The organism is Pseudohaemophilus paraphrohaemolyticus (genome assembly GCF_003253115.1).
Taxonomy (GTDB): Bacteria; Pseudomonadota; Gammaproteobacteria; order Enterobacterales; family Pasteurellaceae; genus Haemophilus_A; species Haemophilus_A paraphrohaemolyticus_A.
In genome coordinates this window covers 378,130-403,939 of record NZ_QEQF01000001.1, presented here as the reverse complement: position 1 = coordinate 403,939, position 25,810 = coordinate 378,130, and the positions used below count along the sequence as shown (strand labels likewise).

23 protein-coding genes and 2 pseudogenes are annotated in these 25,810 nt (G+C 39.2%); 13 read left to right on the top strand and 12 right to left on the bottom strand.

All coding sequences use genetic code 11. The features are described from left to right. Nucleotides 1-120: 120 nt before the first annotated feature. From rlmC to lexA, 4 genes are read right to left on the bottom strand one after another with little or no spacing between them, the layout of a single operon-like run. The gene (rlmC, locus tag DPV92_RS01685) at nt 121-1,299 is read right to left on the bottom strand and encodes a 23S rRNA (uracil(747)-C(5))-methyltransferase RlmC (RefSeq protein WP_111353575.1); all 1,179 of its coding nucleotides are present in this window, start codon (nt 1,297-1,299) and stop codon (nt 121-123) included. Between the two features lie 2 nt (nt 1,300-1,301). Next, nucleotides 1,302-2,339, bottom strand: a complete 1,038-nt coding sequence (gene nagZ / locus DPV92_RS01680) for a beta-N-acetylhexosaminidase (RefSeq protein WP_111353372.1) — start codon at nt 2,337-2,339, stop codon at nt 1,302-1,304. Between the two features lie 56 nt (nt 2,340-2,395). Continuing rightward, nucleotides 2,396-3,085, bottom strand: coding sequence for a DNA mismatch repair endonuclease MutH (mutH, locus tag DPV92_RS01675; RefSeq protein WP_111353371.1), 690 nt, complete (start codon nt 3,083-3,085; stop codon nt 2,396-2,398). 21 nt (nt 3,086-3,106) lie between these two features. Next, nucleotides 3,107-3,736 carry a transcriptional repressor LexA gene (gene lexA, locus DPV92_RS01670; protein WP_111353370.1) on the bottom strand — a complete coding sequence of 210 codons (630 nt, stop codon included), beginning with the start codon at nt 3,734-3,736 and terminating at the stop codon, nt 3,107-3,109. Nucleotides 3,737-4,134: 398 nt separating this feature from the next. Between lexA and plsB the strand changes: the two genes are divergently transcribed. The 3 genes from plsB to DPV92_RS01655 all read left to right on the top strand — a co-directional run bounded on the left by plsB (nt 4,135) and on the right by DPV92_RS01655 (nt 8,711). Then, entirely contained in the window at nt 4,135-6,546 is a 2,412-nt protein-coding gene (gene plsB, locus DPV92_RS01665) for a glycerol-3-phosphate 1-O-acyltransferase PlsB (RefSeq protein WP_111353369.1), read from the top strand. Between the two features lie 113 nt (nt 6,547-6,659). Further along, nucleotides 6,660-7,841, top strand: coding sequence for a formate-dependent phosphoribosylglycinamide formyltransferase (gene purT, locus DPV92_RS01660; RefSeq protein ID WP_111353368.1), 1,182 nt, complete (start codon nt 6,660-6,662; stop codon nt 7,839-7,841). Between the two features lie 108 nt (nt 7,842-7,949). Beyond that, complete coding sequence (locus tag DPV92_RS01655) at nt 7,950-8,711, top strand: glycosyltransferase family 2 protein (RefSeq protein ID WP_111353367.1); 762 nt, start codon at nt 7,950-7,952, stop codon at nt 8,709-8,711. Between the two features lie 59 nt (nt 8,712-8,770). On the opposite strand, the gene pyrE is transcribed toward DPV92_RS01655, so the two are convergent. Further along, the gene (gene pyrE / locus DPV92_RS01650; protein ID WP_111353366.1) at nt 8,771-9,412 is read right to left on the bottom strand and encodes an orotate phosphoribosyltransferase; all 642 of its coding nucleotides are present in this window, start codon (nt 9,410-9,412) and stop codon (nt 8,771-8,773) included. Nucleotides 9,413-9,551: 139 nt separating this feature from the next. Next, the gene (locus DPV92_RS01645; RefSeq protein WP_111353365.1) at nt 9,552-10,394 is read right to left on the bottom strand and encodes a 23S rRNA (adenine(2030)-N(6))-methyltransferase RlmJ; all 843 of its coding nucleotides are present in this window, start codon (nt 10,392-10,394) and stop codon (nt 9,552-9,554) included. A gap of 52 nt (nt 10,395-10,446) precedes the next feature. Between DPV92_RS01645 and ampD the strand changes: the two genes are divergently transcribed. Next, the gene (ampD, locus tag DPV92_RS01640) at nt 10,447-11,010 is read left to right on the top strand and encodes a 1,6-anhydro-N-acetylmuramyl-L-alanine amidase AmpD (protein ID WP_111353364.1); all 564 of its coding nucleotides are present in this window, start codon (nt 10,447-10,449) and stop codon (nt 11,008-11,010) included. Nucleotides 11,011-11,022: 12 nt separating this feature from the next. After that, nucleotides 11,023-11,436, top strand: a complete 414-nt coding sequence (gene ruvX, locus DPV92_RS01635; RefSeq protein WP_111353363.1) for a Holliday junction resolvase RuvX — start codon at nt 11,023-11,025, stop codon at nt 11,434-11,436. A 100-nt stretch (nt 11,437-11,536) separates the two neighbouring features. Here the strand turns inward: ruvX and gltS are convergent, their stop codons facing one another. Beyond that, nucleotides 11,537-12,757 carry a sodium/glutamate symporter gene (gltS, locus tag DPV92_RS01630; RefSeq protein WP_111353362.1) on the bottom strand — a complete coding sequence of 407 codons (1,221 nt, stop codon included), beginning with the start codon at nt 12,755-12,757 and terminating at the stop codon, nt 11,537-11,539. 251 nt (nt 12,758-13,008) lie between these two features. Between gltS and yihI the strand changes: the two genes are divergently transcribed. The 4 genes from yihI to lptD are packed head-to-tail and all read left to right on the top strand — an operon-like array spanning nt 13,009 to nt 17,806. Beyond that, entirely contained in the window at nt 13,009-13,587 is a 579-nt protein-coding gene (gene yihI / locus DPV92_RS01625) for a Der GTPase-activating protein YihI (RefSeq protein ID WP_111353361.1), read from the top strand. Nucleotides 13,588-13,611: 24 nt separating this feature from the next. Then, nucleotides 13,612-14,079 carry a DUF2489 domain-containing protein gene (locus tag DPV92_RS01620; RefSeq protein WP_111353360.1) on the top strand — a complete coding sequence of 156 codons (468 nt, stop codon included), beginning with the start codon at nt 13,612-13,614 and terminating at the stop codon, nt 14,077-14,079. Then, the gene (hemN, locus tag DPV92_RS01615) at nt 14,079-15,446 is read left to right on the top strand and encodes an oxygen-independent coproporphyrinogen III oxidase (protein ID WP_111353359.1); all 1,368 of its coding nucleotides are present in this window, start codon (nt 14,079-14,081) and stop codon (nt 15,444-15,446) included. Before DPV92_RS01620 ends, hemN begins: the two co-directional genes overlap by 1 nt. 11 nt (nt 15,447-15,457) lie before the next feature. Continuing rightward, nucleotides 15,458-17,806 (top strand): LPS assembly protein LptD, encoded by a 2,349-nt coding sequence (lptD, locus tag DPV92_RS01610; protein ID WP_111353358.1) that lies wholly within the window; start codon nt 15,458-15,460, stop codon nt 17,804-17,806. 64 nt (nt 17,807-17,870) lie between these two features. Here lptD and DPV92_RS01605 read toward each other — a convergent pair whose 3' ends face one another. The 4 genes from DPV92_RS01605 to clpB all read right to left on the bottom strand — a co-directional run bounded on the left by DPV92_RS01605 (nt 17,871) and on the right by clpB (nt 21,930). Further along, on the bottom strand, nt 17,871-18,326 hold the full coding sequence (locus DPV92_RS01605; RefSeq protein ID WP_111353357.1) for a YcgN family cysteine cluster protein: 456 nt from the start codon (nt 18,324-18,326) through the stop codon (nt 17,871-17,873). Nucleotides 18,327-18,331: 5 nt separating this feature from the next. Then, the gene (locus DPV92_RS01600; protein WP_111353356.1) at nt 18,332-18,652 is read right to left on the bottom strand and encodes a YbjQ family protein; all 321 of its coding nucleotides are present in this window, start codon (nt 18,650-18,652) and stop codon (nt 18,332-18,334) included. Continuing rightward, complete coding sequence (rdgB, locus tag DPV92_RS01595; protein WP_111353355.1) at nt 18,649-19,251, bottom strand: RdgB/HAM1 family non-canonical purine NTP pyrophosphatase; 603 nt, start codon at nt 19,249-19,251, stop codon at nt 18,649-18,651. Before rdgB ends, DPV92_RS01600 begins: the two co-directional genes overlap by 4 nt. Nucleotides 19,252-19,356: 105 nt before the next feature. Continuing rightward, nucleotides 19,357-21,930, bottom strand: coding sequence for an ATP-dependent chaperone ClpB (gene clpB, locus DPV92_RS01590; protein WP_111353354.1), 2,574 nt, complete (start codon nt 21,928-21,930; stop codon nt 19,357-19,359). A gap of 202 nt (nt 21,931-22,132) precedes the next feature. On the opposite strand from clpB, the pseudogene DPV92_RS01585 reads away from it, so the two are divergent. Continuing rightward, nucleotides 22,133-22,240: pseudogene (locus tag DPV92_RS01585) on the top strand (OmpW family outer membrane protein); the annotation flags it as partial. A gap of 72 nt (nt 22,241-22,312) precedes the next feature. Here DPV92_RS01585 and metK read toward each other — a convergent pair. Next, complete coding sequence (gene metK / locus DPV92_RS01580) at nt 22,313-23,458, bottom strand: methionine adenosyltransferase (RefSeq protein WP_111353353.1); 1,146 nt, start codon at nt 23,456-23,458, stop codon at nt 22,313-22,315. A gap of 222 nt (nt 23,459-23,680) precedes the next feature. Here metK and DPV92_RS01575 point away from each other — a divergent pair, with 222 nt between their 5' ends. The 3 genes and pseudogenes from DPV92_RS01575 to djlA all read left to right on the top strand — a co-directional run bounded on the left by DPV92_RS01575 (nt 23,681) and on the right by djlA (nt 25,772). Then, complete coding sequence (locus DPV92_RS01575; protein ID WP_111353352.1) at nt 23,681-24,517, top strand: hypothetical protein; 837 nt, start codon at nt 23,681-23,683, stop codon at nt 24,515-24,517. A gap of 8 nt (nt 24,518-24,525) precedes the next feature. Then, nucleotides 24,526-24,648 (top strand): annotated as a pseudogene (locus tag DPV92_RS09890) (homocysteine S-methyltransferase family protein); the annotation flags it as partial. Nucleotides 24,649-24,908: 260 nt separating this feature from the next. Continuing rightward, complete coding sequence (djlA, locus tag DPV92_RS01565) at nt 24,909-25,772, top strand: co-chaperone DjlA (protein WP_111353351.1); 864 nt, start codon at nt 24,909-24,911, stop codon at nt 25,770-25,772. The last annotated feature ends 38 nt before the right edge of the window (nt 25,773-25,810 follow it).

Here is a 25,810-nt window from a genome sequence, read left to right as displayed (position 1 = left end):
AAAAAGATGATTTAGTTCATTTTATTTGCAGCTAATTTGATCTAATACTATAAATCGACAATATTATAGCAACTTTTCCGCTTTTTCGGTAAGCCTACCGCAAAAGAGTGAGATAAAATTCTATTTTTTAGCCAATAAGGTTAAAACCTCATAATGGGCAGTATGCGGAAACATATCAAAGAGTTGTACCTTGTATAATGCATAGTTCGTTAATGCCTCAAAATCTTTTGCCATTGTTTGAGCATTACAGCTGGAATAAATTAAATATGGTGGCGCAAGCTCGTTTAAATATTCACTCAATGCCTGCCCAATTCCTCGCCTTGGTGGGTTTACAATTACCAAATCAGGCTGGCTTCGTACTTCATCAGAATGAATAGCAAATTGCGCTGAATCCAGTGATGCAAAAGAGACATTATCAATCCCTAACTTTTCAGCAGATTTTGTTGCACTAGCAATGGCAGAGGCAGAAATCTCAATCCCCGTGAGTGAAACGGTTGGATTTTTTGCTTGTAATGCGTAAGCACAATGTAGCCCAAATCCTCCTACTCCACAAAACAGATCCCAAAAGTCCTGAATAGGTAAATCTTTTATCCATTCTTGAGCGGTTTTATACAGCTGGCTAGCAACAAGCGGATTCGTTTGGAAGAAGCCTTGCGGACGAATAAAAAGCGGAATGCCGTTAAAATTTTCTTCAATAGTCGTCTGTTCAGTTAAGAATATTTCCGTTTCGCCTTCTAAAATCGCTGCATGCTGTGGCTGAATGTTTAAACTGACTACTGAATTGGCAGGCAATTTTGCTAACAATGTAGGCAATTCGCGTTCCACAAGCGGTTGTTTTTGAGTAGAACGTAACACAAAACGCAGCATAATGGATTGATTAGCTTGGCTTTGGGTAATCAGAATATATTTGAGCTCACCTTTTTTCTTTGCAATGTTATAAGGTACTAATCCTGCTCGTCCGATAAAATCTTTCAAAACTGGAAAAAGCGTTTCAATACCCTGTGTATATAATTGGCAATCGGTTAAATCAATGCCACTTTGTGGATTATTCTGATCTTTCAGTAAGCCTAAAATTGGACGTTCTACGCTGCCACTGACGACCATTTTAGCTTTATTACGAAAGTGTGAAATCTCCGACATTACAGGCGGTAGAATTTCTGTCTGATTTTGCAAAATAAAAGGTAAAATCAACCGCTTGAGCTCCTCTTCTTTTAGCGAAATTTGCTCAAATTTGTCTTTTTCAAGCCATTGGCAAGAGCGACATTGTTGTTGAGTAAAATGTTGGCAATTTAAGTTCATCATCAATTATTAAGAGCTTTCCATTCAAGCCATTTTTGCTGCCATTCACTCAAACGAGCAGAGGCTTGCAAATAGTCATGATTTTTTTCTAAATCAGACCAACTGATATGCTTGCGTTTCATCAAGCTAATATGGCGTTCTTTCTGTGCTTGAGTAGGTTGATAGTTTAAATTATCCAACACCTGTACCACACCTTCAGGTTCATTACAAAGCAGTAATAAATCACAACCTGCTGAAATCGCTTTTTCTGCACGTTCAACAAAATTGCCCATAAATCCCGCCCCTTTCATACCTAAATCGTCGGAGAAAATCACGCCATTAAAATTCAATTGCTGACGTAAAATCTCTTTTAGCCAATAATTTGAACCGCTGGCAGGTTGGCTATCACATTGAGTATAAATCACGTGCGCAGGCATAATCGCAGAGAGTTTATTTTTCGCAATTAGCTGTTTAAATGGCTGAAGATCTTGCTCAAAAATAACCGCTTTTGGGCGATCATCAAATGGGGTTTCTAAATGTGAGTCAGCTAAAACGTGCCCATGCCCTGGAAAATGTTTGCCTGTGGTTGCCATTCCAACGGCTTGCATTCCATCAATAAAGCGTTCTGCAATCGGTAATAATTCGTGGATATTTTGCGAAAAGGCACGATCGCCAATTGCCTTACTTTGATGCCCTAAATCCAATACAGGCGCAAAACTTAAATCAATATCTAAAGCAAACATTTCGCTCGCCATTACCCAACCTGCTTCATACGCAAGCTGCTTAGTTTCTTGTTTGCTTTGAGCAAGATGAGCGAAAGATTGCATTGCGGGGAGCTGTGTAAAATCCTCTCGGAAACGTTGGACTCGTCCGCCTTCTTGATCGATGGTAATCAAAAGTGGCTTTTTTACCCGTCGGCGAACATCTTTAATCAAGGCTTGGATTTGTTGTTTATCGTGAAAATTTCGGCTAAACAGAATTAAACCAGAAACCAAGGGATGTTCTAATAATTCAACTTCTTCTTGGGAGAGTTCTTTGTCTTTTAAATCAATAAGTAACATAATCTTGTTATATGATGATAAAGCTAATGCTTCGACAAGCTCAGCAACCGCTTTAATTATTGGCTTTTGTCATTTGCAATCAAAAATTGTTGCAAGATTTGTCGAGTAAATTGCTTTCTCAAATAAAAACCTAACGGCAAGGATTGAATAGGCTGCCCTTGTTCATTTACTGCATTGGCAAGCGCCTTGCTATTTCTACCTTTAGGACGAAGTTGTAAAACCTCGCCTAAAGTGGCATTAATTTTGTGCAATTGCCCTAATACAATCAATTCCATCAACTCTTCCCAATCTTGCTGAAGTTGCTGATCTTGTTCGGAAGAAGGTTGCCACAAAATCGGTTGCCCAATATACCGTTCTGCAAGTGGGATATCCCGGCTACCTTCAATGGGAATCCACAACACTTTTTGTAATTTATGTCGCACGTGCGAACTTTGCCACGTGATGCCATTATTTTGTATAAGCGGGGCAAGGCTTACAAAGGTTGTTTCCAACGGTTCGCCTTGTGCGTTAATCGGAATCGTTTTGAGCTCTATGCCTAAATGTACAAAATCTTGCTCCGCTTTTGATCCCGCATTTGCTCCAAGTGCCGTTTCAATCAATTGCCCAATCCAGCCTTTATCGCGTTTTAAATCTTTTGGCACGGGTATTTGTAACATTTCGGCAATTTCGCCCAATCGAAAACCTGCTAACCAATTCGCATTGGCTAACAGCTCTGCTTCAGAAGTGGGAAGTTTGGCTAAATTCATTACAAAAATATCGGCTTCAAACTACATCCAAGCGTTGCTACGAATGACACCAACAGCAATTCCTTCAATCTCAATATATTCAAGACGAGGATCAACCACAATCGCTTCTAACTCATCATTTTCAGGATGAAGGTAGATTAAATTACCTTTTTTCTCAAGACGTTTTACTGTCACTTCATCATCCACTCGAGCTACAACAACCTGTCCATTTTTCGCAATTTTAGTTTTATGTACGGCTAATAAATCGCCATCTAAAATGCCGATATTCTCCATTGAATTTCCATTCACGCGAAGCAGATAATCCGCGGTTGGGTTGAACATTGTCCCGCTTACAGGATAATGATCTTCAATATGTTCAATCGCCTCAATTGGCGTACCTGCAGCTACACGACCAATTAACGGTAAACTATCTTCATTTGCCGCTTCTTCATCGTTTACCAAAATTCGAATACCGCGAGATGTGCCTGAAAGCATCTCAATATAGCCTTTACGCGCTAAGGCTTTTAAGTGCTCTTCTGCAGCATTAGGCGATTTAAAACCGATTTCACGTGCAATTTCTACACGCGTTGGGGGCATACCAGTCGTTGTGATATGATTTTTAACAAAATCAAAGATTTCTTGCTGGCGTTCTGTTAATTGTTTACGTGCCATTTTATCCTCTCTGGTCTTTTATACATAATATTTGGCATTATATACAGTAAGCTATGATTTGTAACTAATTTTTTCGAAATTTTGTGATAAAATGGATTAGGGGCTGTCGATAATTCATTTCACATTTGAGCTGGAGACTATTTTTTGTGAGAACAAGGCGAAAGCGGTGAAGTTTAGTCATTCTAAACGAACCGCTTTTAACACCGTTATCATGAAAAATAGTCCCAGCCCTTCGGATTATGTTTAAAATAAGCACACTCTTTGTTGCAATTCTCTTTAAGAAGACTACTCTTGATTTCGAATTGCGTCGCGATTGTGCTTATTTTAAACGATAACTCAAATGCGAAATGAATTATTAACAGCCCCTAGTTTGACAAAATAAATCAAAGGATAATCCAATGTCAATTTTGCTTAATTTATACCGTAAATTGCTGAATTTACCGCTTTCTTTGCTGGTAAAGCCGCGATCTATTCCAACCGATCCGATTACCGAATTAGCACTTAATCGTGAACAGCCATTGATTTACATTTTACCTTACACTTCACAATCAGATCTCCTGATTTTGCAGCGAAACTGTCGTAGTTTGAACTTGCCTGATCCGTTAGAACAAAATGTGATCAACAGTATTTCATTGCCACGTTTCGTTTTTTTAAATGAAGATCGTCGCTTTTTTAAATCAAAAGAAGCCAAGAGCGAAACGGTCGCCGTGATCCATCGTTATTTAGATTTACATAAACAAGATTCAAACTTAGATGTGCAACTTATTCCTGTTTCAGTACTGTGGGGGCGAGCACCGGGAAAAGAAAAAGCACCAAGTTTACGAGCATTAGGGGCATTTTCTCGCCTATTTTCCATGATTTGGTATGGGCGTGATAATTTCGTCCGTTTCTCACAAGCGGTCTCTTTAAATGAGATAGTTGCAAATCAAAATGCAGATGAACAATTAGCACGTAAATTGGCTCGCATTGCTCGTATGCACTTTGCTAAACAACGTTACTCAGCAATGGGCCCACAACTACCTGATCGCCAAGCGATGTTCAACAAATTACTTGATTCTGATGTATTGAAAAAAGCGATTGCAGATGAAGCAGAAAATAAAAAAATCCCGCTTGAGAAAGCACGTGCTGAAGCCGCCAAAATGCTTGATGAAATTGCAGCCGATGTAAAACACGATAGCTTACGTGTGGCAGATCGTCTGTTAAGCTGGCTTTGGAATAAGCTCTATCAAGGCATCAATGTTGAAAACAGTGAGCGTGTACGTAAACTTGCCTTAGAAGGACACGAAATCGTCTATGTGCCTTGTCACCGTAGCCATATGGACTATCTGTTACTTTCTTACTTGCTCTACCATCAAGGCTTAGTGCCGCCACATATTGCAGCAGGAATTAACCTCAATTTTTTCCCTGTAGGTTCAATTTTCCGCAGCTGGGGAGCATTTTTTATTCGCCGCACATTCAAAGGCAATCGCTTATATTCCACCATTTTCCGCGAATATTTAGCTGAGCTTTTCTATCGTGGTTATTCGGTTGAATATTTTATCGAAGGTGGCCGCTCTCGCACAGGGCGCTTACTTGAGCCAAAAACGGGAATGATGTCGATGACTATTCAAGCCTTACAACGTGGCTTAACACGTCCAATCAGCATTGTGCCTGTTTATATCGGTTATGAGCACGTGCTAGAAGTGGATACTTACGCCAAAGAATTACGTGGTGCGGCAAAAGAGAAAGAAAATGCAGGTTTAGTACTTCGTGTCATTAAAAAATTGAAAAACTTAGGGCAAGGTTATGTCAATTTCGGTGAACCGATTCAAATTAACCATTATTTAAACCAACATTTCCCAGAATGGCGCGAGCCAAGCGAAGACGGCCGTGCAAAATGGTTAAATGATGCCGTCGATAGCATTGCGAAAGAAGTAATGGTTAATATCAATAAGGCAGCTGCGGTCAATGCGAAAAATCTGATAGGCTCAGCCTTACTTGCTTCTCGTCAACGAGCGTTGGCACGTGAACAGTTGATTGAACAAGTCGAAAGTTACATGCAATTATTCCTCAATGTACCTTATTCTGAGGATATGACATTACCAACAGACTCTGCGGAAGCGATGCTTGAGCATGTATTAAAACTACCGCGTTCAGGCGTTACTGCAGAAAAAGATAATTTTGGTGAACTTATCCGCTTAGATCGAGAATCGGCAGTATTGATGACTTACTACCGAAATAACATTCAACATTTGTTTGTATTGCCATCTTTAGTTGCCAGCGTGATTTTACACTTAGAAGCAGTGTCGAAAGATCTAATCGTTAAAACGGTACAGCAAATTTACCCGTTCTTAAAAGCAGAACTTTTCTTACGCTTTAACGAAACAGAACTTCGCACCCAAATTGAATTGATTCTAAACGAATTTATTTGCCAACAATTAGTAAAAAGCGAAAGCGAAGTCTTTAAAATCAATCCAGCTCATTTACGCTCATTACAATTGCACAGCAATGGTGTACGCGAATTGTTACAACGCTATTTTATCGGCTTAAATATTTTGCTTGATCGCCCTGAAATCTCACGTGGCGAATTAGAGAAAGAAAGCCGCTCAATTGCTCAACGTTTATCAGTGCTACACGGAATCAACGCTCCAGAATTCTTCGATAAAGCATTGTTCTCAACCTTTACTTCAGCATTAAAAGTAGAAGGTTACTTTGATGCAGAAGGTAAGGCCAATAAAGCTAAAATCGAAGTAATTGAAGATTTGATTTCAAGCCTGATTTCAGCAGAAATTAAGATGACAATTAGTAGTGCGGTGAAATCAATGGAGTAATCGGCATCTCTTCAAGCGATAAGATTTTGTAAAACTTTTGCAAAATCTTATCGCTTTTCTGTATAATTTACGCAAACGTTTGCTTTTTTATTTTACCCTAAAGGATCAAAAAAATGACCACAATTGGAACAGCGTTAAGACCGAATGCAACTAAAGTCATGATGTTAGGCTCAGGCGAATTGGGCAAGGAAGTTGTGATTGAACTCCAACGTTTAGGCGTGGAAGTGATTGCAGTTGATCGCTATGAGAATGCTCCTGCTCAACAAGTAGCTCATCGTGCATATACTATCTCAATGTTAGATGGGCAGGCTTTGCGTGCATTAGTGGGAAAAGAAAAGCCTGATTTTATTGTGCCAGAAGTGGAAGCTATTGCAACTGATACCTTAGTTGAGTTGGAAAGTGAGGGATATAACGTTATTCCAACAGCGAAGGCTACAAAACTAACAATGAACCGTGAAGGCATTCGTCGTTTAGCTGCAGAAGAATTAGGACTGAAAACGTCGCCTTATCGCTTTGTGGATAATTTTGATGCTTTCCAACAAGCGATTACGGAAATTGGGATTCCTTGTGTGGTAAAACCGATTATGTCTTCCTCGGGGCACGGGCAATCGATTATCAAATCAGCTGACCAAATTGAGCAAGCGTGGCAATATGCTCAAGAAGGTGGTCGTGCAGGTGGCGGTCGTGTGATTGTGGAAGGTTTTATCAAATTCGATTATGAAATAACGCAACTTACAGTACGCCATATTCACGGTACATCATTTCTTGCACCGATTGGGCATATTCAGAAAAACGGCGATTACCAAGAATCTTGGCAGCCACAAGCAATGAGTGAAACAGCCCAACGCAAAGCCCAAGAAGTGGCAGAGAAAATCACTTCAGCTCTTGGCGGTCGTGGTATTTTTGGGGTTGAACTTTTTGTTTGTGGTGATGAAATCATTTTCAACGAAGTCTCTCCTCGCCCACACGATACGGGCATGGTCACGATGGCTTCACAAGAGCTTTCTCAGTTTGCCTTACATGCTCGTGCGATTTTAGGCTTACCTATTCCAGAGATCTATCAAATTAGTCCAGCAGCTTCTAAAGCAATTGTGGTAGAAGGCAAGTCAGATAATATTACTTTTGGCAATCTCGATAAAGTGTTAGAAGAAATCGGTACGAATATTCGCTTATTTGGTAAAGGTAGTGTGGATGGTCACCGTCGTATGGGGGTGATTTTAGCTCGCGATAAGAACACTGAAAAAGCGAAAGAAAAAGCCTTGCGAGCGTACCATAAACTGACAATATCTTTATAAACATAGACTTATTAGAAAACAGAGATAGCTTCAATTTTGCTATCTCTTTTTTTTGTTTTAACAATCGCATAGAATAGACAAAATTATTTTAAGTATAGGAATTCAGATATGCCAACATTAAGTGTTGCAATGATTGTAAAAAATGAAGAGCAAGATTTAAGTGCCTGCCTTGAAACAATAAAAGGCTGGGTAGATGAAATTATTATTTTAGATAGTGGGAGCATCGATAATACCCAGCAAATTGCTGAACAATATGGTGCAAAATTTTATATAAATACCGATTGGCGAGGCTTTGGTAAACAGCGTCAATTCGCACAACAATATGTAACAAGTGATTATGTTTTATGGCTTGATGCAGATGAGCGAGTTACCCCAGAACTTAAAAATAGTATTTTACAAGCAGTAGAAAAGAACGAAAGAAATGCAATATACCAAGTAAGTCGCTTAAGCGAGGTATTTGGGCGACAAATTCGACATTCTGGTTGGTATCCCGACTATGTTGTTCGATTATATGCGACTGATTTTGCTCAATATGGTAATGAATTGGTTCATGAAAAAGTACATTATCCTAAAGATGCACAAGTAAAAAAACTTAAAGGTGATTTATTACATTTTACTTATAAAGACATTTATCATTATCTTGTAAAATCTGCAGGATATGCAAAAGCATGGGCAATGCAACGAGAGAAGGCTAATAAAAAAGCAACTTTATTGGATGGCGTAATGCACGCTTTAGGGTGCTTTATGAAAATGTATCTACTCAAAGCTGGTTTTTTAGATGGAAAACAAGGTTTCTTATTAGCTATTCTGTCTGCGCATTCAACATTTGTGAAATATGCTGATTTATGGAATAGGACAAGATCGTATTAAATAACATTGAATTAGTAAAGCTACTAATGATAAAAGCATTAGTAGCTTTATTTTATAAACTAAACGCCATACTGCTCGCGATATGCCTTCATTGCAGGCAAAAACGGAGCATATTCTGGCGATTTCTCGATAAATTGCACTAGATCATTAAAATCTACGATTGATAATACTTTGCAACCATAATCACGTTCTACTTCTTGAATAGCAGAAAGCTCGCCTTTGCCTTTTTCTTTACGGTTTAATGCAATTAAAACCCCTGCTAATTCGGCTTGGTTTGCTTGGATAATTTCCATTGATTCACGAATTGCCGTGCCTGCAGTAATCACATCATCCACCAACAAAATTTTACCTTTAAGTGGCGAGCCAATTAAATTGCCGCCTTCACCGTGATCTTTCGTTTCTTTACGGTTAAAACAGCAAGGTTTATCTATATCAAATTGATTGGCTAGCGCAACAGCAACCGTTGTTGCAATAGGGATTCCTTTGTAAGCTGGGCCGAATAACACGTCGTAATCTAATGTTGAGGCTTGAATGGCTTGAGCATAAAACCCGCCTAATTTAGCTAAATCTCGACCTGTATTGAATAAACCCGCATTAAAAAAGTAAGGGCTTTTTCTGCCTGATTTTAAGGTAAATTCGCCAAATTTGAGCACCTGACGGCTGAGTGCGAATTCAATAAAGTCGTGTTTGTATTGTTGCATAATATCCTCGCTTTGTATGAAAAACACTTGTTTGGATAAATGTGCGTGAACGTCGTTCATACACCCTACAAGCGGTTGTTTTTACTAAAATTTTTACAAAAAAATCCCCATCTCGGTTAAAACCAAGATGGGGGAAAGATTATTCTGGTGTGATCCAATCAACAGCCCAAGAACCCGTACCTTCTGGCACAAGCACATCTGTTAAATAAGGCAGAATTTTTTTCATTTGGCTTTCTAACTGCCAAGGTGGATTGATTACAATCATTCCACTTGCCGTCATTCCGCGTTGGTCTGAGTCTGGGCGAACAGCAAGTTCAATTTGTAAAATCTTGCGAATGCCTGTTTCTTGCAAGCCACGTAAGATACGTTTTGTGTGTTGGCGAAGTACCACAGGATACCAAATCGCATACACGCCTGTTGCAAAACGTTTGTAGCCCTCTTCGATCGCTTTCACTACTAATTCATAATCTTCTTTAAGCTCGTAAGGCGGGTCGATAAGCACAAAGCCTCGACGTTCTTTCGGTGGTAATGCTGATTTCAATTGCTGGAAACCATTTTCGCGCTTGGTTTGCACATTCTCTGTTTTAGCAAACTCTTGGCGTAATAATGGAAAATCGTTTGGATGAAGTTCGGTGAGAATCGCACGATCTTGTGGGCGTAATTGATTTACGGCTAGCAATGGCGAACCCGCATAATATTTTAACTTCCCACCACGATTGATTTTTTTCAGCTCCTCAATGTAAAGAGCCACGTCTTCAGGCAAATCATCACGTTCCCAAAGGCGAGCCACTCCTTCTAAATATTCGCCCGTTTTTTCTGATTCAGCACTGAATAGGCTATAGCGCCCTATGCCAGAGTGAGTGTCTAAATATAAAAAGCCTTTCTCTTTTTGTTTGAGCGACTGTAGAATAAGAAGTTGCACAATGTGTTTAAGCACATCTGCGTGGTTTCCAGCGTGGAAACTATGACGATAGCTAAGCATTTTTCTCTCGATTTGATTGATTTTAAACGGCAAGATTCTACCACAAAACGCTATGGATTTAACCTTAAAAAATGGCAGCTTGATTTATCAAAAGCAAGTTCCCTCGCCTCATTTTAACCCTCGCCCGAATATTGATGATATTTCGCTCTTGGTTATTCATTACATCAGTTTGCCACCCGAACAATTTGGCGAGCATTTCATTGATGATTTTTTTCAAGGGAAACTTGATCCCAATGCCCATCCTTATTTCCAAGAAATCAAGGATTTACGCGTTTCTGCGCATTGCTTAATTAATCGACAAGGCGAAATTACCCAATATGTGAATTTTAATGATATGGCGTGGCACGCAGGATTATCAAATTTTGAAGGGCGAGAAAAGTGCAATGAATTTTCAATTGGCATTGAACTTGAGGGCTCAAATAATCAGCCTTTTACCCAAGCACAATATGAAAGTTTAGTTGCATTAACCCAGGCAATTCAGACCGCTTACCCCGCCATTACCGATGAGCGAATTACAGGGCATCAGCATATTTCACCAGGACGAAAACAAGATCCTGGTCGATATTTTACGTGGGATTATTACAAACAATTACTTAGAAAAAATAGAAACAAATAAGGAATAATATCAATGACAAAAACCATTTTAGCCTTCGATTTTGGCACTTATAGCATCGGTTGTGCCGTAGGGCAAAGCATTACGGGCACAGCACAAGGCTTGCCATCCTTTAAAGCCCAAGATGGTATTCCTAATTGGGATATGATTGGCAAAGTGATCCAAGAATGGAAACCTGATCTGCTTGTGGTTGGCTTACCGCTGAATATGGACGGTACAGAACAACTGCTCACACAGCGAGCAAAAAAATTCGCGAATCGATTAAATGGGCGTTTTAACTTACCTGTGGAATTGCAAGATGAACGCTTAACCACGGTTGAAGCAAAATCAGAGATTTTTGCTCGTGGTGGTTATAAAGCACTGAAAAAAGATAAAGTGGATTCAATTTCGGCTTGTTTGATTTTGGAGAGTTGGTTTGAGAATAACTAAGCTTGTAAACGTTTCATTGATAAAAGATATAAAGAAAAATGCCCTTATTACTGGTAATAAGGACATTTTCAAATAATCAATCAATTTACAATGAGTAAAATTAACCTAACATATTAATAAACCAAGTAATCGCAAACAAGTTGATAATATCAACAAAGAAAGCCCCTACAAGCGGTACGATTAAGAAAGCTTTATGCGAAGGTCCGAAGGTTTGTGTTACAGATTGCATATTTGCAACAGCTGTTGGTGTTGCACCTAGACCGAAACCACAATGACCAGCTGTTAATATTGCTGCATCGTAATCTTTACCCATAATGCGGAAAGTTACGAAGTAGCCGTATAAAATCATGACGATAGTTTGAACAACTAGGATGATAAGCATTGGACCTGCTAGACCTGCTAATTCCCATAATTTGATGCTCATTAATGCCATTGCTAAGAATAAGCTTAATGATGCGTTACCAAATACGTCAATCGCACGGTCGAACATATCGAATTTGAATACTTTGGTTAACACGTTACGCAAGATAACACCGAAACCTAAAGCCCATACGAATTGTGGCAAGCCTAAACCAGAGAATTGTGCATTCATAATTGAAGAGAAAGCTAAACATGCTGCAAAGAGAGCCATAGTTTCGATAGTCGAACTTGCAGTAATGAAACGCATATGATCTTTTTCTTCAAAGGTTTCACCATCGTATTGTGAATCAGATGTATCTGCTTTTTTCACTGATGCCGCTTTTTTGCCACGTTTCAAGTTGTTTACTAAACGACGAGCGACAGGCCCACCAATTAAGCCACCAGCTACTAAACCGAAAGTAGCAGATGCCATAGCCATTTCCGTTGCACCTTGTAATCCATATTTCTCTGTAAATACTTTTGCCCAAGCTGCCCCTGTTCCGTGACCACCTGTTAGGGTAATAGAACCTGTGATTAAGCCAATTTTCGGATCTAAGCCAAGTAATGAGGCTAAACCTATCCCTACACCATTTTGTACCAGGATGAGTACGCCTACTACAGCAAGGAAAATCACAAGCGGGAAACCGCCTTGTTTTAAGCGAGAGAAGTCTGCTGATAAGCCAACAGAAGAGAAGAAAACAAGCATAAAGGCATCTTGTAAACTTTTCTCAAATTTGAAAGATAAACCGAACCACTGATAAAGTGCAAAAATGATAGCTGCTGCGATTAAACCACCTGCAACTGCTTCGGGGATATTAAAATCTTGTAAGAATTGGATTTTTTTTACGAGCAAACGTCCTAAAAGTAATACGAGAGTTGCTGCAATTAGCGTGTAATAGCCATTTAATATGATTGGTTCCACGATAAAGTTCCTCTTGATTGGACCTACTTTTCAGCAGGCAGTTTTAAAATGAGTTTTGAAGTTATCGCATTAAAATTCGTTTGTCAATATAGGTTATAAGAAATTTTTATTTCTAAGATTATTAAATCTTATGTTAATAAGCTGTTAAATGTAAACTTTAAAGTGTGAAATTAAATCTTTTCTGTTCACTCGCTTGCTTTCCTAGTAGAATAGCTCGCTTAATTATTTATTAGATCAATAAAGAAGAGAATATGAGTCGTACCAAAAAAACACGTCGTATTACCGACATTATGCCAACCCGTAAGGCAGATAAAAGACCAGAACAACCGAAATTAACCAGTGGTAAAAATCGTAAGCCAACTCGCTATGAATTAGATGCAAAAGCACGTGAGGAGAAGAAAAAACGTAAGCATAAAGGCTTGCCAACAGGTTCGCGTAATGTTGATCCTACTGAGCAGAAAAAAGCAGTGGTGAAAGAAGTTAAAGATCCGCGTATTGGTAGCAAAAAGAAAATTCCGTTGATGGTGGAGTTTGTAAACAAACCTGAAAAAGGTCTGTTCATTAAACCTGTATTGCCAGAAGAGGTTAAACCAGTTTTATCGCCAGAATTGGAGTTAGAGCAACTCGAAAATAATGAATGTTTACACCAATTACTGGATGAGTTAGATGCAGGTAAAGTACTTTCTGCAGAAGATCAAAAATTTGTAGATGAATGCTTAGATCGCATTGATGAATTGATGGAAATTTTAGGCATTCAAGATGAAGAGATGGATGAAGGTGATGCCTTATTGCACCAATTTGAAACCATCAATCTTAATCAATTTAAGTAGATAATCAGTAAATTGAGCATTGATATGATTAGATTTTTTCTCATTATTTTGGCAGTGTTGATTTTACTTTCAATGGTGGGCTATGCAGTCTATTTGTGGGCGAAAGTGAAAAATCAGCAAGCTTTAGAGCAAGAGTTAAGAAAGCAAGCCAAAGAAGAGCAAAAAGCACGTTTTGAACGTATTTTTGAAAGCGTGGAAGTGATTGCCCATGCGGTAAGAACGGAGCAATGCAATCCTTCTGAAGGTGTGTTACGTTTAAAACCGCTGTTGGATGTGTTGGGGCATAAATTGTCGAATTATCCTGCCATGTGGGAGCTTTATGAGCTAGTGCAGGATATGGCAATTTTGGAGGAACGCAAAGCGTTGAAACGTAATGAGCGTATGCGTCAAGACCTCGCACGTGAAGCAAAAGAAGCCGAGCTTTTTGAGCAAATCCAAGCAGAATGTGGTCAATTGATCGAAGTAATTAAAACTTTAAAAAAGGCACAATAATGTCAGAAATTATTTGGGATTTAAACCTTATTCAAAAATATAACCAATCTGGTCCGCGTTATACGTCATATCCGACCGCATTGGAATTTAGCGAAAATTACACTAATGAAGATTTTAAAGCGGCAGCAGAACGTTATCCTGAGCGTCCGCTTTCGCTTTATGTGCATATTCCGTTTTGCCATAAACTTTGCTATTTCTGTGCGTGTAATAAAGTAATTACCCGTCATCGTCATAAAGTCGATCTCTATTTAGATTACCTTGAAAAAGAGATTAAAACTCGTGCACCGCTTTTCAAAAATCGTAAAGTGACCCAAATTCACTGGGGCGGTGGTACACCAACGTATTTAGACGAAGAACAATCAGCTCGTTTGATGAATTTACTCAAGACACACTTTGATGTGCAGGCTGATGCAGAAATCAGTATTGAAATGGACCCTCGTGAAATTGAGCTGAATATGCTTGATCATCTTCGTCATATTGGTTTTAACCGTATCAGTATGGGGATTCAAGATTTCGATAAAGAAGTGCAAGAACTCGTAAATCGTGAGCAAGACGAAGAGTTTATTTTTGCCTTGATGAAACGTGCAAAAGAGCTAGGCTTTGTTTCAACTAACGTAGATTTGATTTACGGTTTACCAAAACAGAACGTGGAAAGTTTTATGTACACGTTAAAACGTGTGGTGGAACTTAACCCAGATCGTATGAGCGTATTTAACTATGCTCACTTGCCAAGCCGTTTTGCCGCACAGATCAAAATTAAAGATGATATGTTACCACCGCCAGAAACCAAGCTGACGATTTTGCAAAATTCTATTCAATTCTTAGGCGAGAATGGCTATAAATTTATCGGAATGGATCACTTTGCTAAACCTGATGATGAGTTAGCAATCGCCCAAGCTAATGGCGTACTACACCGTAATTTCCAGGGTTATACGACACAAGAAGAGTGTGATTTATTAGGTATGGGGGTTTCTGCAATTAGCTTGCTTGGCGATACTTATGCTCAAAACCAAAAAGAGCTAAAACAATATTATGCCGATGTGGAAGAAACGGGCATCGCATTAAGCAAAGGTCTTGCTCTTACTCAAGACGACTGCATCCGCCGTGATGTGATCAAAGCATTAATTTGCAATTTTAAACTTGAATTTGACCGCTTGGAGAAAGCATACAGCATTGATTTCAATACTTATTTTGCTGAAGACTTAACCTATTTAAAGCCGCTTGCTAAAGATGGCTTGCTTGAAATTAACGAAAAAAGCATTGTGGTTTCACCAAGAGGCCGTTTGTTAATTCGTAACATCTGTTTATGCTTTGATGTGTATTCAAGACAGCTTGCAAAAAGACAACAGTTTTCCAGAATTATTTAAGAGAAACGAGAATGAAACAACGTTACAATCTTCTCTCGCTGGCGGTAGTTGCGGCTTGTTATAGCCAAACTGCAGCAGCGGATTTAAGAGAGCAATGTTTATTAGGCGTACCGCACTTTCAAGGTGAAGAGGTTAAAGGCGATCCGAACCAAGCACCTGTCTACATTGAGGCAGATAATGCATTAATTAACCAGCCGACAGATGCGACCTATACGGGGGATGTGAGCATTAAGCAAGGCAGCCGCTCGTTATTTGGTGAGGAAGTTCGCGTAGAGCAAAATGGTGAACAAGCTCGCAAGGCGTTCTTGAAAGGCTCTTACCAATATCGCGATAATTTCATTCAAGCTGAAGGTCGTGATGCGGCGGTAGATTTAACGAGTAAAGAGGCAGACCTTTCTAATACAAGCTATCAATTAGTGGATAGACAAGGGCGAGGTACAGCGGAAAGCGGTCATTTTAATGACCAAACTCGCACATTAAAAAATGCGAGCTTTACCTCCTGTTTAGTAAATGATAAATCTTGGTCAATTGAAGCGAACGAAATGATTCAGCACGTTCAAGATGAATATGCTGAAATGTGGCACGCTCGTTTTAAAGTGATGGGCGTACCCGTTTTTTATTCTCCTTATTTACAATTCCCTATTGGCGATCGTCGTCGTTCAGGTTTATTGATTCCAAGTTTTGAGCGTTCAAGCAAAAATGGTTTTACTTATTCACAGCCATTTTATTGGAACATTGCACCGAATATGGATGCAACCTTTACACCAACCTATTATTCTCGTCGTGGCTGGCAACTTAGCCCTGAACTTCGTTATTTAACGAAGTTGGGGGAAGGCTTGGTTGCAACCGAATATATGGCGAAAGATCGTTTAGATGAATATAAATCAGGTGATGGCAGCCGTAAACGTTATTTATTACATTGGCGTCATAATATGAGTTTTTTAAGCGATTGGCGTTTGAATGTGAATTATACTAAAGTGAGCGATCGCCGTTATTTCTCTGATTTTGATTCAGACTACGGTAGCAGTACGGATGGCTATGCTACACAACAATTTAAATTAGGTTACTATCAATCAAACTATAATTTGTCAGTTTCAGGTAAAAAATTCCAGACTTTTGATCTTTCTACAAATTCAGTTGGCCCATACCGCGTATTACCGCAAATTGATTTCAATTATTATAAAAATGATGTGTTAAAAGGCATTGCTGATTTCCATTTATTCTCGCAAGCCGCTCGTTTTGATAATGATAGCAACCTAATGCCAAAAGCGTGGCGTTTTCATGTAGAACCAACATTAAACGCACCACTTACCAATCGCTATGGCAGTTTAAATCTGGAAACTAAACTTTACGCAACACACTATATTCAACAAAAAGGCAGTGATATCAATGCGGAAGAAATGAAGAAAAATGTGACTCGTGTGATTCCTCAAATTAAGCTAGATTTCCAAACGGTACTTGAGGCAGATAAGCAGTTCTTTAAAGGTTATAATCAAACCTTTGAGCCTCGTATGCAATATATTTATCGCCCATACAAAAACCAAGCAGATATTGGCTCTAAACGTCATAAAAGCGTGGGGTTAGGTTATGATTCTGCTTTATTGCAAACTGATTATTTCTCTCTATTTAACGATCGTCGTTATAGTGGTTTAGACCGTATTTCTTCTGCAAACCTTGTGACAGCAGGTGGAACAACGCGATTCTTCAGCGATAAGACAGGGACAGAGGTATTCAATTTTAGTGCAGGGCAAACATACTATTTAAGTCCATCTAAAATTGATGATAATTCGAGCAATAGTACGGCAAAGCGTTCTTCTTCGTGGGCGTTAGAATCAAACTGGAAATTCCATCGTAAATGGAATTGGCATGGAAGTTATCAATATGATACACGTTTGAATCAAACCTCATTGGCGAATATGTCATTGCAATATAAGCCAAGCGATAGCAAATTGTTTCAATTAAATTATCGCTTTGCAAGCCGTGATTATATTAACCAAAACTTAAGTACAAACCGTTATGGTCAAGATATTAAACAGCTTGGTGGTGTCGTGGCGTGGGAATTAACGGATAACGTAGCAGCAATGTTTAGCCATTACCAAGATATTGCGTTGAAAAAGCCTGTTGAAACGAAGTTTTCGATGAACTACAACACTTGCTGCTGGACTGCGAATGTTTATGTTGCACGTAGATTGGTTTCAACGCCGTCAAATGTAATAAGCGATACCATTAACGATTTATTTTATGACAATAAATTTGGGGTAAATTTTGAACTTCGCTTTGGCACAAACTACAGCAGTGGTGTAAGCAGAATGTTGAAGCGTGGCTTGATTTCTTATACAGAGCCTTACGGTATTAACTAAAATGAAAAAGCTAGATGATGAAATGTAAATCACCATCTAGCTTTTTTATTGCAATTGCATTCTGTTAAACCTCATCAATCACGAACTCAAACCAATCAATCACCTCTTTTTCGTGGATGCCGTTAGGAATGAGCACATTCGCTTTTCTTACTGATTCAGGATCGTGAGAAATCAGAGGGTGCCAATCAAACAGCGGCTTCCCTTCATAAAGCAGGCGATAAGCACAAGTTTTCGGCAACCAACCAAAATCGGGCAAATTTTTCTTGGTGAGTTTGGTGCAATCTGATTCAAGTTTGAAACGATCAATATAGTACCTACAACGCCCCGTGTTCACATCTAAAAGATTGCACGCCACACGGGTGTAATAAAGGCGTTCACGCTTGCCTCGCCCTTGAATATATTTACGATAACAACATTTCCCGCAACCATCACACAAAGCTTCCCACTCAACATCGTTCATTTCAAGTAGCGATTTTTTCTGCCAAAAGAGCGGTTCAATTTCGGTATTTTTTTGCAAAATTTCCCCTATTCGGCCACAACCGCTGTGCCAGTGGCAACCACGATAAACATACTCTTATCGCCGCCCATCGATTGATATTCGAGCGAGACACCCACTACGGCATTTGCCCCTACCTTACGTGCTTCTTCCGATAGCTCATCCAAAGCCTCTTGGCGAGATTTATTCAGTTTGCTTTCATAAACGCCTGAACGCCCGCCAATCACATCGGTAATGCTAGCGAAGAAATCACGAATAAAATTTGCACCAGAAACCACTTCGCCAAACACTAAACCTTTATATTCTTTAATACGTTTGCCTTCGATCGTTGGCGTTGTTGTGATAATCATTTTGAGTCCTCAAATTGTGTTTTTAATTGAGCCAGAGCAATGGCACGATGTGAGATTTTTTTCTTCTCTGCGGTTTCTAATTCAGCAAAACTGCAATTTTTCGGTGGATAGAAGAAGAGCGAATCATAACCAAAACCGTTTGAGCCACGCTCTTCGGTTAAGATTTCACCAAAACATTCGCCAATTGCAATTTTAGGGGTTGGGTCAGTTTCGTGAGCTAAAAAGACGATGCAACTGACAAATTTAGCTTGGCGTGCTTCGGCAGGCACGGAGGCCATTTCCCGCAACAATTTTTGACGATTCGTTTCGTCATTCCCCTCTTCGCCCGCATAACGTGCAGAATATAAACCTGGTGCACCGTTTAAGGCTTTCACCGATAAGCCAGAATCGTCGGCAATAGCAGGCAAGCCTGTAATTTTTGCCGCATAACGCGCTTTTAATAACGCATTTTCAACGAAGGTTAAGCCTGTTTCTTCGGGGCTTTGAATACCAAATTCAGATTGTGCCACTACCTCAAAACCGAATTGAGCTAACACATCTGCCATCTCTTTTACTTTACCTTGATTGCCCGTCGCAAGAACGACTTTTGTTTTTTGCATTTTTATTCTCATCAATAACTATTAAATAATTTGAATTATATCTCTAAATAAAAACAATCAAAAGTGTAGGAGAGATTGGCGTAATAGATATTACGCCCTCTCTTTCTATTGATTTTCAATCACCAATTTTTCATCTTTATAATCCACAACAACAGGGCGGTTTGGCAATAGTTTTCCGCCAAGAATTTGTTGTGCAAGTGGATTTTCAAGCTCTTGTTGGATTGCACGTTTAAGTGGACGAGCACCGAACAATGGATCAAATCCAGCTTTGCCAATGTGATCGATGGCTGCATCAGTAATGGTTACTTCATAACCACGTTCAGCAATACGTTTTATCAAGCGTTCTAATTGAATGCGTGCGATTGAACGAATGTGTTCTTGACCGAGTGAGTGGAATACGACGGTTTCATCAATACGGTTAATGAACTCTGGGCGGAAGTGTTGGCTTACCACCGACATCACCACTTCTTTCAATTCGCCATAGGTTGCCTCTGGCATTTCTTGAATGAGATGTGAGCCTAAGTTGGAGGTCATAATCACTACGGTATTGCGGAAATCTACGGTTCTGCCTTGTCCATCGGTTAATCGTCCATCATCTAACACTTGCAGTAAGATATTGAATACGTCTGGATGGGCTTTTTCCACTTCGTCTAACAATACTACAGAGTATGGGCGACGGCGAACGGCTTCGGTTAAGTAACCGCCTTCTTCATAGCCCACATAACCTGGAGGCGCACCGACCAAGCGAGAGACGCTGTGTTTTTCCATAAATTCCGACATATCAATACGAACCATCGCATCAGGATCATCGAATAAGAAATTCGCTAAGGTTTTGCAAAGTTCGGTTTTACCTACCCCTGTTGGCCCTAAGAACAAGAATGAACCAATCGGTTTGTTCGGGTCTGATAAACCAGCACGGCTACGACGAATCGCATTTGCCACTGCTTCCACCGCTTCATTTTGACCAATCACACGAGCGTGTAATACACTTTCCATACGAAGTAATTTGTCTTTTTCGCCTTCCATCATTTTAGACACAGGAATACCTGTTGCTTTAGAAAGCACTTCCGCGATTTCTTCATCAGTTACTTTAGTGCGGAGTAAGTGGTTTTCGCCGCCTTCTTCTTCCCGTTTTACCGCTTCTTGCAATTGTTTTTCAAGTGCAGGGATTTTGCCATATTGTAACTCAGACATTTTCTCAAAGTTATTTTCACGGCGAGCCTGATCCATCGCAATACGTGCGTTTTCTAACTCAGTTTTAATGTGCTGTGTACCTAGTAATGCAGATTTTTCTGCTTTCCAGACTTCTTCCAATTCGGAATATTCACGCTCTTTAGCGGTCAATTCTTCATTTAATTTTGCAAGGCGTTGGCGGCTCGCTTCATCTTCCTCTTTTTGTAATGCTTGGCGTTCCAATTTTAATTGAATAATACGACGTTCTAATTTATCTAGCGGTTCTGGTTTGGAATCAATTTCCATACGTAGGCTTGAAGCCGCTTCATCAATTAAGTCGATTGCTTTATCTGGCAATTGACGGTCGCTGATGTAACGGTGTGAAAGCACAGCAGCCGCTACAATTGCAGGGTCTGTGATTTGAACGTGGTGATGGATTTCATAACGCTCTTTTAAACCACGCAAAATTGCAATCGTATCTTCAACACTTGGTTCATCAACTAATACTTTTTGGAAACGACGTTCTAATGCTGCGTCTTTTTCAATATATTGGCGATATTCGTCTAAGGTTGTCGCCCCAACACAGTGCAATTCACCGCGAGCAAGAGAAGGTTTGAGCAAGTTGCCTGCATCCATTGCACCGTCGGTTTTGCCTGCACCGACCATTGTGTGAATTTCATCAATAAAGAGGATTACCTGTCCTTCTTCTTTTGCTAGCTCATTTAAGACTGCTTTTAAACGTTCTTCAAATTCGCCACGATATTTTGCCCCAGCAATCAATGCTCCCATATCAAGGGAAAGTACGCGTTTGTTTTTTAACCCTTCAGGCACTTCGCCATTGACGATACGTTGTGCTAAGCCTTCTACAATCGCAGTTTTACCCACCCCTGGTTCACCAATCAACACAGGATTATTTTTAGTACGGCGTTGTAGTACTTGCACTGCACGGCGGATCTCTTCATCACGACCAATCACAGGATCTAATTTGCCTGCTTTGGCACGTTCAGTTAAGTCAATAGTATATTTTTGTAATGCTTGTCTGGTTTCTTCTGCGTTTTGATTATTCACGGTTTCTCCTCCACGAATTTGGCTAATTGCTTGTGTAATTTTTTCTTTTGTTAAGCCAAGTTTTTTCAATAATTTGCCTAAATCGCCATTGTCATCGATGGCGGCAAGTACAAACAATTCAGATGAAATAAAACTATCGCCGAATTGTTGTGATAATTTATCTGCTTGATTTAATAAGCGAATAGTTTGTTGCGAAAGTTGTGTTGTGCCACCTTGAACTTGTGGTAAGCGGTCTAAAATTGCGGATAATTCACTTTCTAACTGTTTTGGTTGAACGTTTAATGCAGTAAAAAGTGGAGCAATTGAGCCATCTGCTTGCTTTAATAAAGCGTAAAGTAAATGGGCTGGTTCAATGTATCCGCTATCTTTGCCGACGGCTAAAGACTGAGCTTCAGCTAAGGCTTCTTGTAATTTTGTTGTGAATTTTTCAAAGTTCATATTCTTTCCTCTTTCTTTGAATTTGTACCCGTTTCACATTAGCGTGAAACTTTAGCATTACACTAAATGGAGCTTGACAAATGAATTTCAAGAGAAAAATGTGAACTAGATCACATTTTTTTGCATTTATTTTCTTTTTATGCTAGCAAATGTTAAAAAATTGATTGTTATCAAGAAATTTTGTTTTGAAACAATTAAACTGTCACACATCAAAACAACAGCAAACTTTAAAGCTCTTGGTTTAGATCACGAAGTAAAATTAAAACTTGACCCAGTGGTTTACTTCGCTGGTTTTGCGGTGAAATTCTAAAACTTATAAAACAATTTCTATAAAAACAAAAAATCCCACAACCGTGGGATTTTTTTATTGAAGATTTAAAAATTAGAGACTCGCTCTTAACGCTTTCGCTTTATCAGTTTGTTCCCAAGGGAAGTGTGAACGACCGAAGTGGCCGTAAGCGGCTGTTTCGCGGTAGATTGGGCGGATTAAATCTAACATTTTGATTAAACCGTAAGGGCGTAAATCGAAGTTTTCACGGATTAAACGTACTAATACTTCGTTGCTTACTTTGCCTGTGCCGAAAGTTTCTACCATGATTGAGGTTGGTTCAGCCACGCCGATAGCATAAGAAAGTTGGATTTCACAACGATCTGCCAAACCTGCTGCAACGACGTTTTTCGCAACATAACGAGCTGCATAAGCTGCTGAGCGGTCTACTTTTGATGGATCTTTACCAGAAAATGCACCACCACCATGACGAGCCGCACCACCGTAGGTATCTACGATGATTTTACGTCCTGTTAAGCCACAGTCGCCCATTGGCCCGCCAATCACGAAACGACCTGTTGGGTTAATGAAGTATTTGGTATTTTGGCTTAACCATTCGCTTGGAAGAATTGGCTTAATGATCTCTTCCATCACGCCTTCATACACTTCTTTTTGTGAAACAGACTCTGCGTGTTGCGTTGAAAGTACCACTGCATCAATGCCTTTGATTTGGTTGTCTTCGTAAATGAAGGTTAATTGGCTTTTCGCATCTGGGCGTAACCAGTCTAATTTGCCTGATTTACGCACTTTCGCTTGTTGTTCCATTAAACGGTGAGCGTAAGTGATTGGAGCTGGCATTAACACATCAGTTTCATTGGTTGCGTAACCGAACATAATCCCTTGGTCGCCTGCACCTTGTTCTAGCGGATCAGCACGGTCAACACCTTGGTTGATGTCTGGTGATTGTTTACCAATCGCGTTTAATACCGCACAAGAGTGTGCATCAAAGCCCATATCTGAATGGTTGTAACCGATGTCTGCGATTACTTGGCGAGTTAAATTTTCAATATCCACCCATGCAGAAGTGGTGATTTCACCGCCCACTAAAGCCATACCTGTTTTCACATAAGTTTCACACGCTACGCGTGCTTTCGGGTCCTGTTTTAAAATTTCGTCTAATACTGCATCTGAAATTTGGTCTGCGATTTTATCTGGGTGACCTTCAGAAACAGACTCTGAAGTAAATAAATTGATAGCCATATTTGTCCTTATTTCGTGTTATAAAGTGAAAAGCACACAAGTGGTTAAATTTGCAAAAATTTTGCTACTTCTAACCGCTTGTACTTAAAATAAATTAGCCGTTTTTCCGTCTAGACGTCCATAATACATTTTTTAAGCATTTAATGCAATGCTTTTACTATGCAATCTATTTGCAACATATGATAAAATTTCCAAGAATTTATTCAATTTAGTCTAACGTAAATGAAAAAAATACTTCTATCTCTTATCTTTCTGAGCCAAATAGCGTACTCAAATACGAGAGAGCAAGAAAATATTTATCCTATCTTAATGGGAAATACCATAATTAACCTACCTGAACCACCAAATACAATCCGTATCACACCAGAAATGGGTGAACTTTATTTGATGTTAGAAAGGCACGATGCCCAAGATACTCGAAATCAGTATTTTGCGAATTATTTCAATTTTAATGGCTTGCAAGAAAGTAGAGAGCAATCTTGCTCGGTTTTTACATCAAAAAGGATTATTGATAAAACGTTATCTAAAGAACAAATAACAGAAGTAAGGCATTTATTGGAAAATGAATTTTCCTCTTTACTTGAGTCGGCAGAGTTTGAGAAAGACGTCTCTCGAATCGAACAAAAACAACTAGATGCTAACGCAGACACTGTAGGCGTACAGTTTTTAGGGTTAAAAATTCTCGGTATTAATAAAATATTTAGTGACGAAAAAAGCTATTTTTATGAACTAAAGAAAAGCACAACTACACAGCAATTAGATAACACAGTTACTGACTATTCTTTAAACGTTGGGGGAATGATGATGGTAAAAGGGAAATTCCTTAATATAAATTGCTATGATAACGTAAATTCTCCTGAAAAATTAGATAGCACTTGGGCTAAAAATACGGTACTTGCTTGGAAAACAAAAATTGAACAAGCAAATCAACAAAATATTATTGAAACTACTTGGCAAACATTTATTGATCTCATTAAAGACAATTTTTGGTTCAGATGGATTTTTATTTTATTACTCTTTCTTATCGCTAAACGTATTTTTATAAAATTTAAACAATAGGAAATCTTATGACAATCACTATCTTAGACGGCAGTATGGGTCGTGAATTAATGCGTTTGAAAGCACCATTCAAGTAATTTGGATGGTAACTTTGGCTTTATGAAAAACTATCTACAGTACAGCAGGTTCACTAAATTTTTATCGAACACGGGGTAGAAGCCATTACTACCAATAGCTACGCCGTTGTGCTATAGGTACCATTATTGTTGAATATCACTGCGGTATTACACCTACATATATTCAAAAATTAGCAGAAAATTTGAAATCATGTTGATAAATTCATTAAATTTGTGGTCATTATTCCCTATAGGGTTGTATTCAATGAAAATGCCCTTATAAAGCAGAGAATTTTAGAATAGATACACATAACACTTAACAAAGGAAATAAGCTATGCAATATATTGGAAAGATCATCGGTTTCTTTCTAGGTTATCAAATTTTTCACGGATTATTCGGAGGAATTTTTGGTGCATTTTTAGGACATTTAGCAGATAAAAAACTCTATGAACTAGGCAGTGTACGTTCTTCCATTTTTGGAAAAAACTTAACCCGTCAAACACTGTTTACACTAACCACTTTTGCCGTCCTTGGACATTTAGCCAAAGCTAAAGGGCGTGTCACTGAAGAGGATATTCAAAATGCACGTAATTTAATGGCTCATCTGAATTTAGATGCCAAAGCACAGCAAGAAGCACAAAAAGCGTTTACCTTAGGTAAAGAGGCGGATTTCCCGCTTCGTAATGTAATTCGTGAATTTCGTGAGGCTTGTGCAAGACGCCAAGATTTATTGCGTTTCTTTATTCAAGTGCAAATTACCGCAGCGATTCAAGATGGCGAATTAGACGCACAAGAACAACAAGTGTTGTTTACTATTGCTGAAGCGATGGGCATGAGCCGCATGCAATTTGAGCAAATGCTTGGCATGATTATGGCAGCACAGCAATTCAGCCGTGGCGGTTTCCAACAAGGTTATTATTCGCATCAACAAGGTAGTTATTCTCAAGGTGGTTATTCGGGCAGCTATCAGCAGAGTAGTCAACCAAGCATTGATGCCGCTTATAAAGTATTGGGCGTAACGGCTAATGATGATCAAAATACTGTGAAACGAGCTTATCGCAAACTGATGAATGAAAACCATCCAGACAAATTGGCGGCAAAAGGTTTGCCAGATGAGATGATGGAATTAGCTAAAGAAAAAACCCAGCAAATTCAAGCCGCTTACGATCTGATTTGCAAGCAAAAAGGTTGGAAATAGGAGTTTAAACGGATAACTAGCGTTATCCGTTCTTTTTT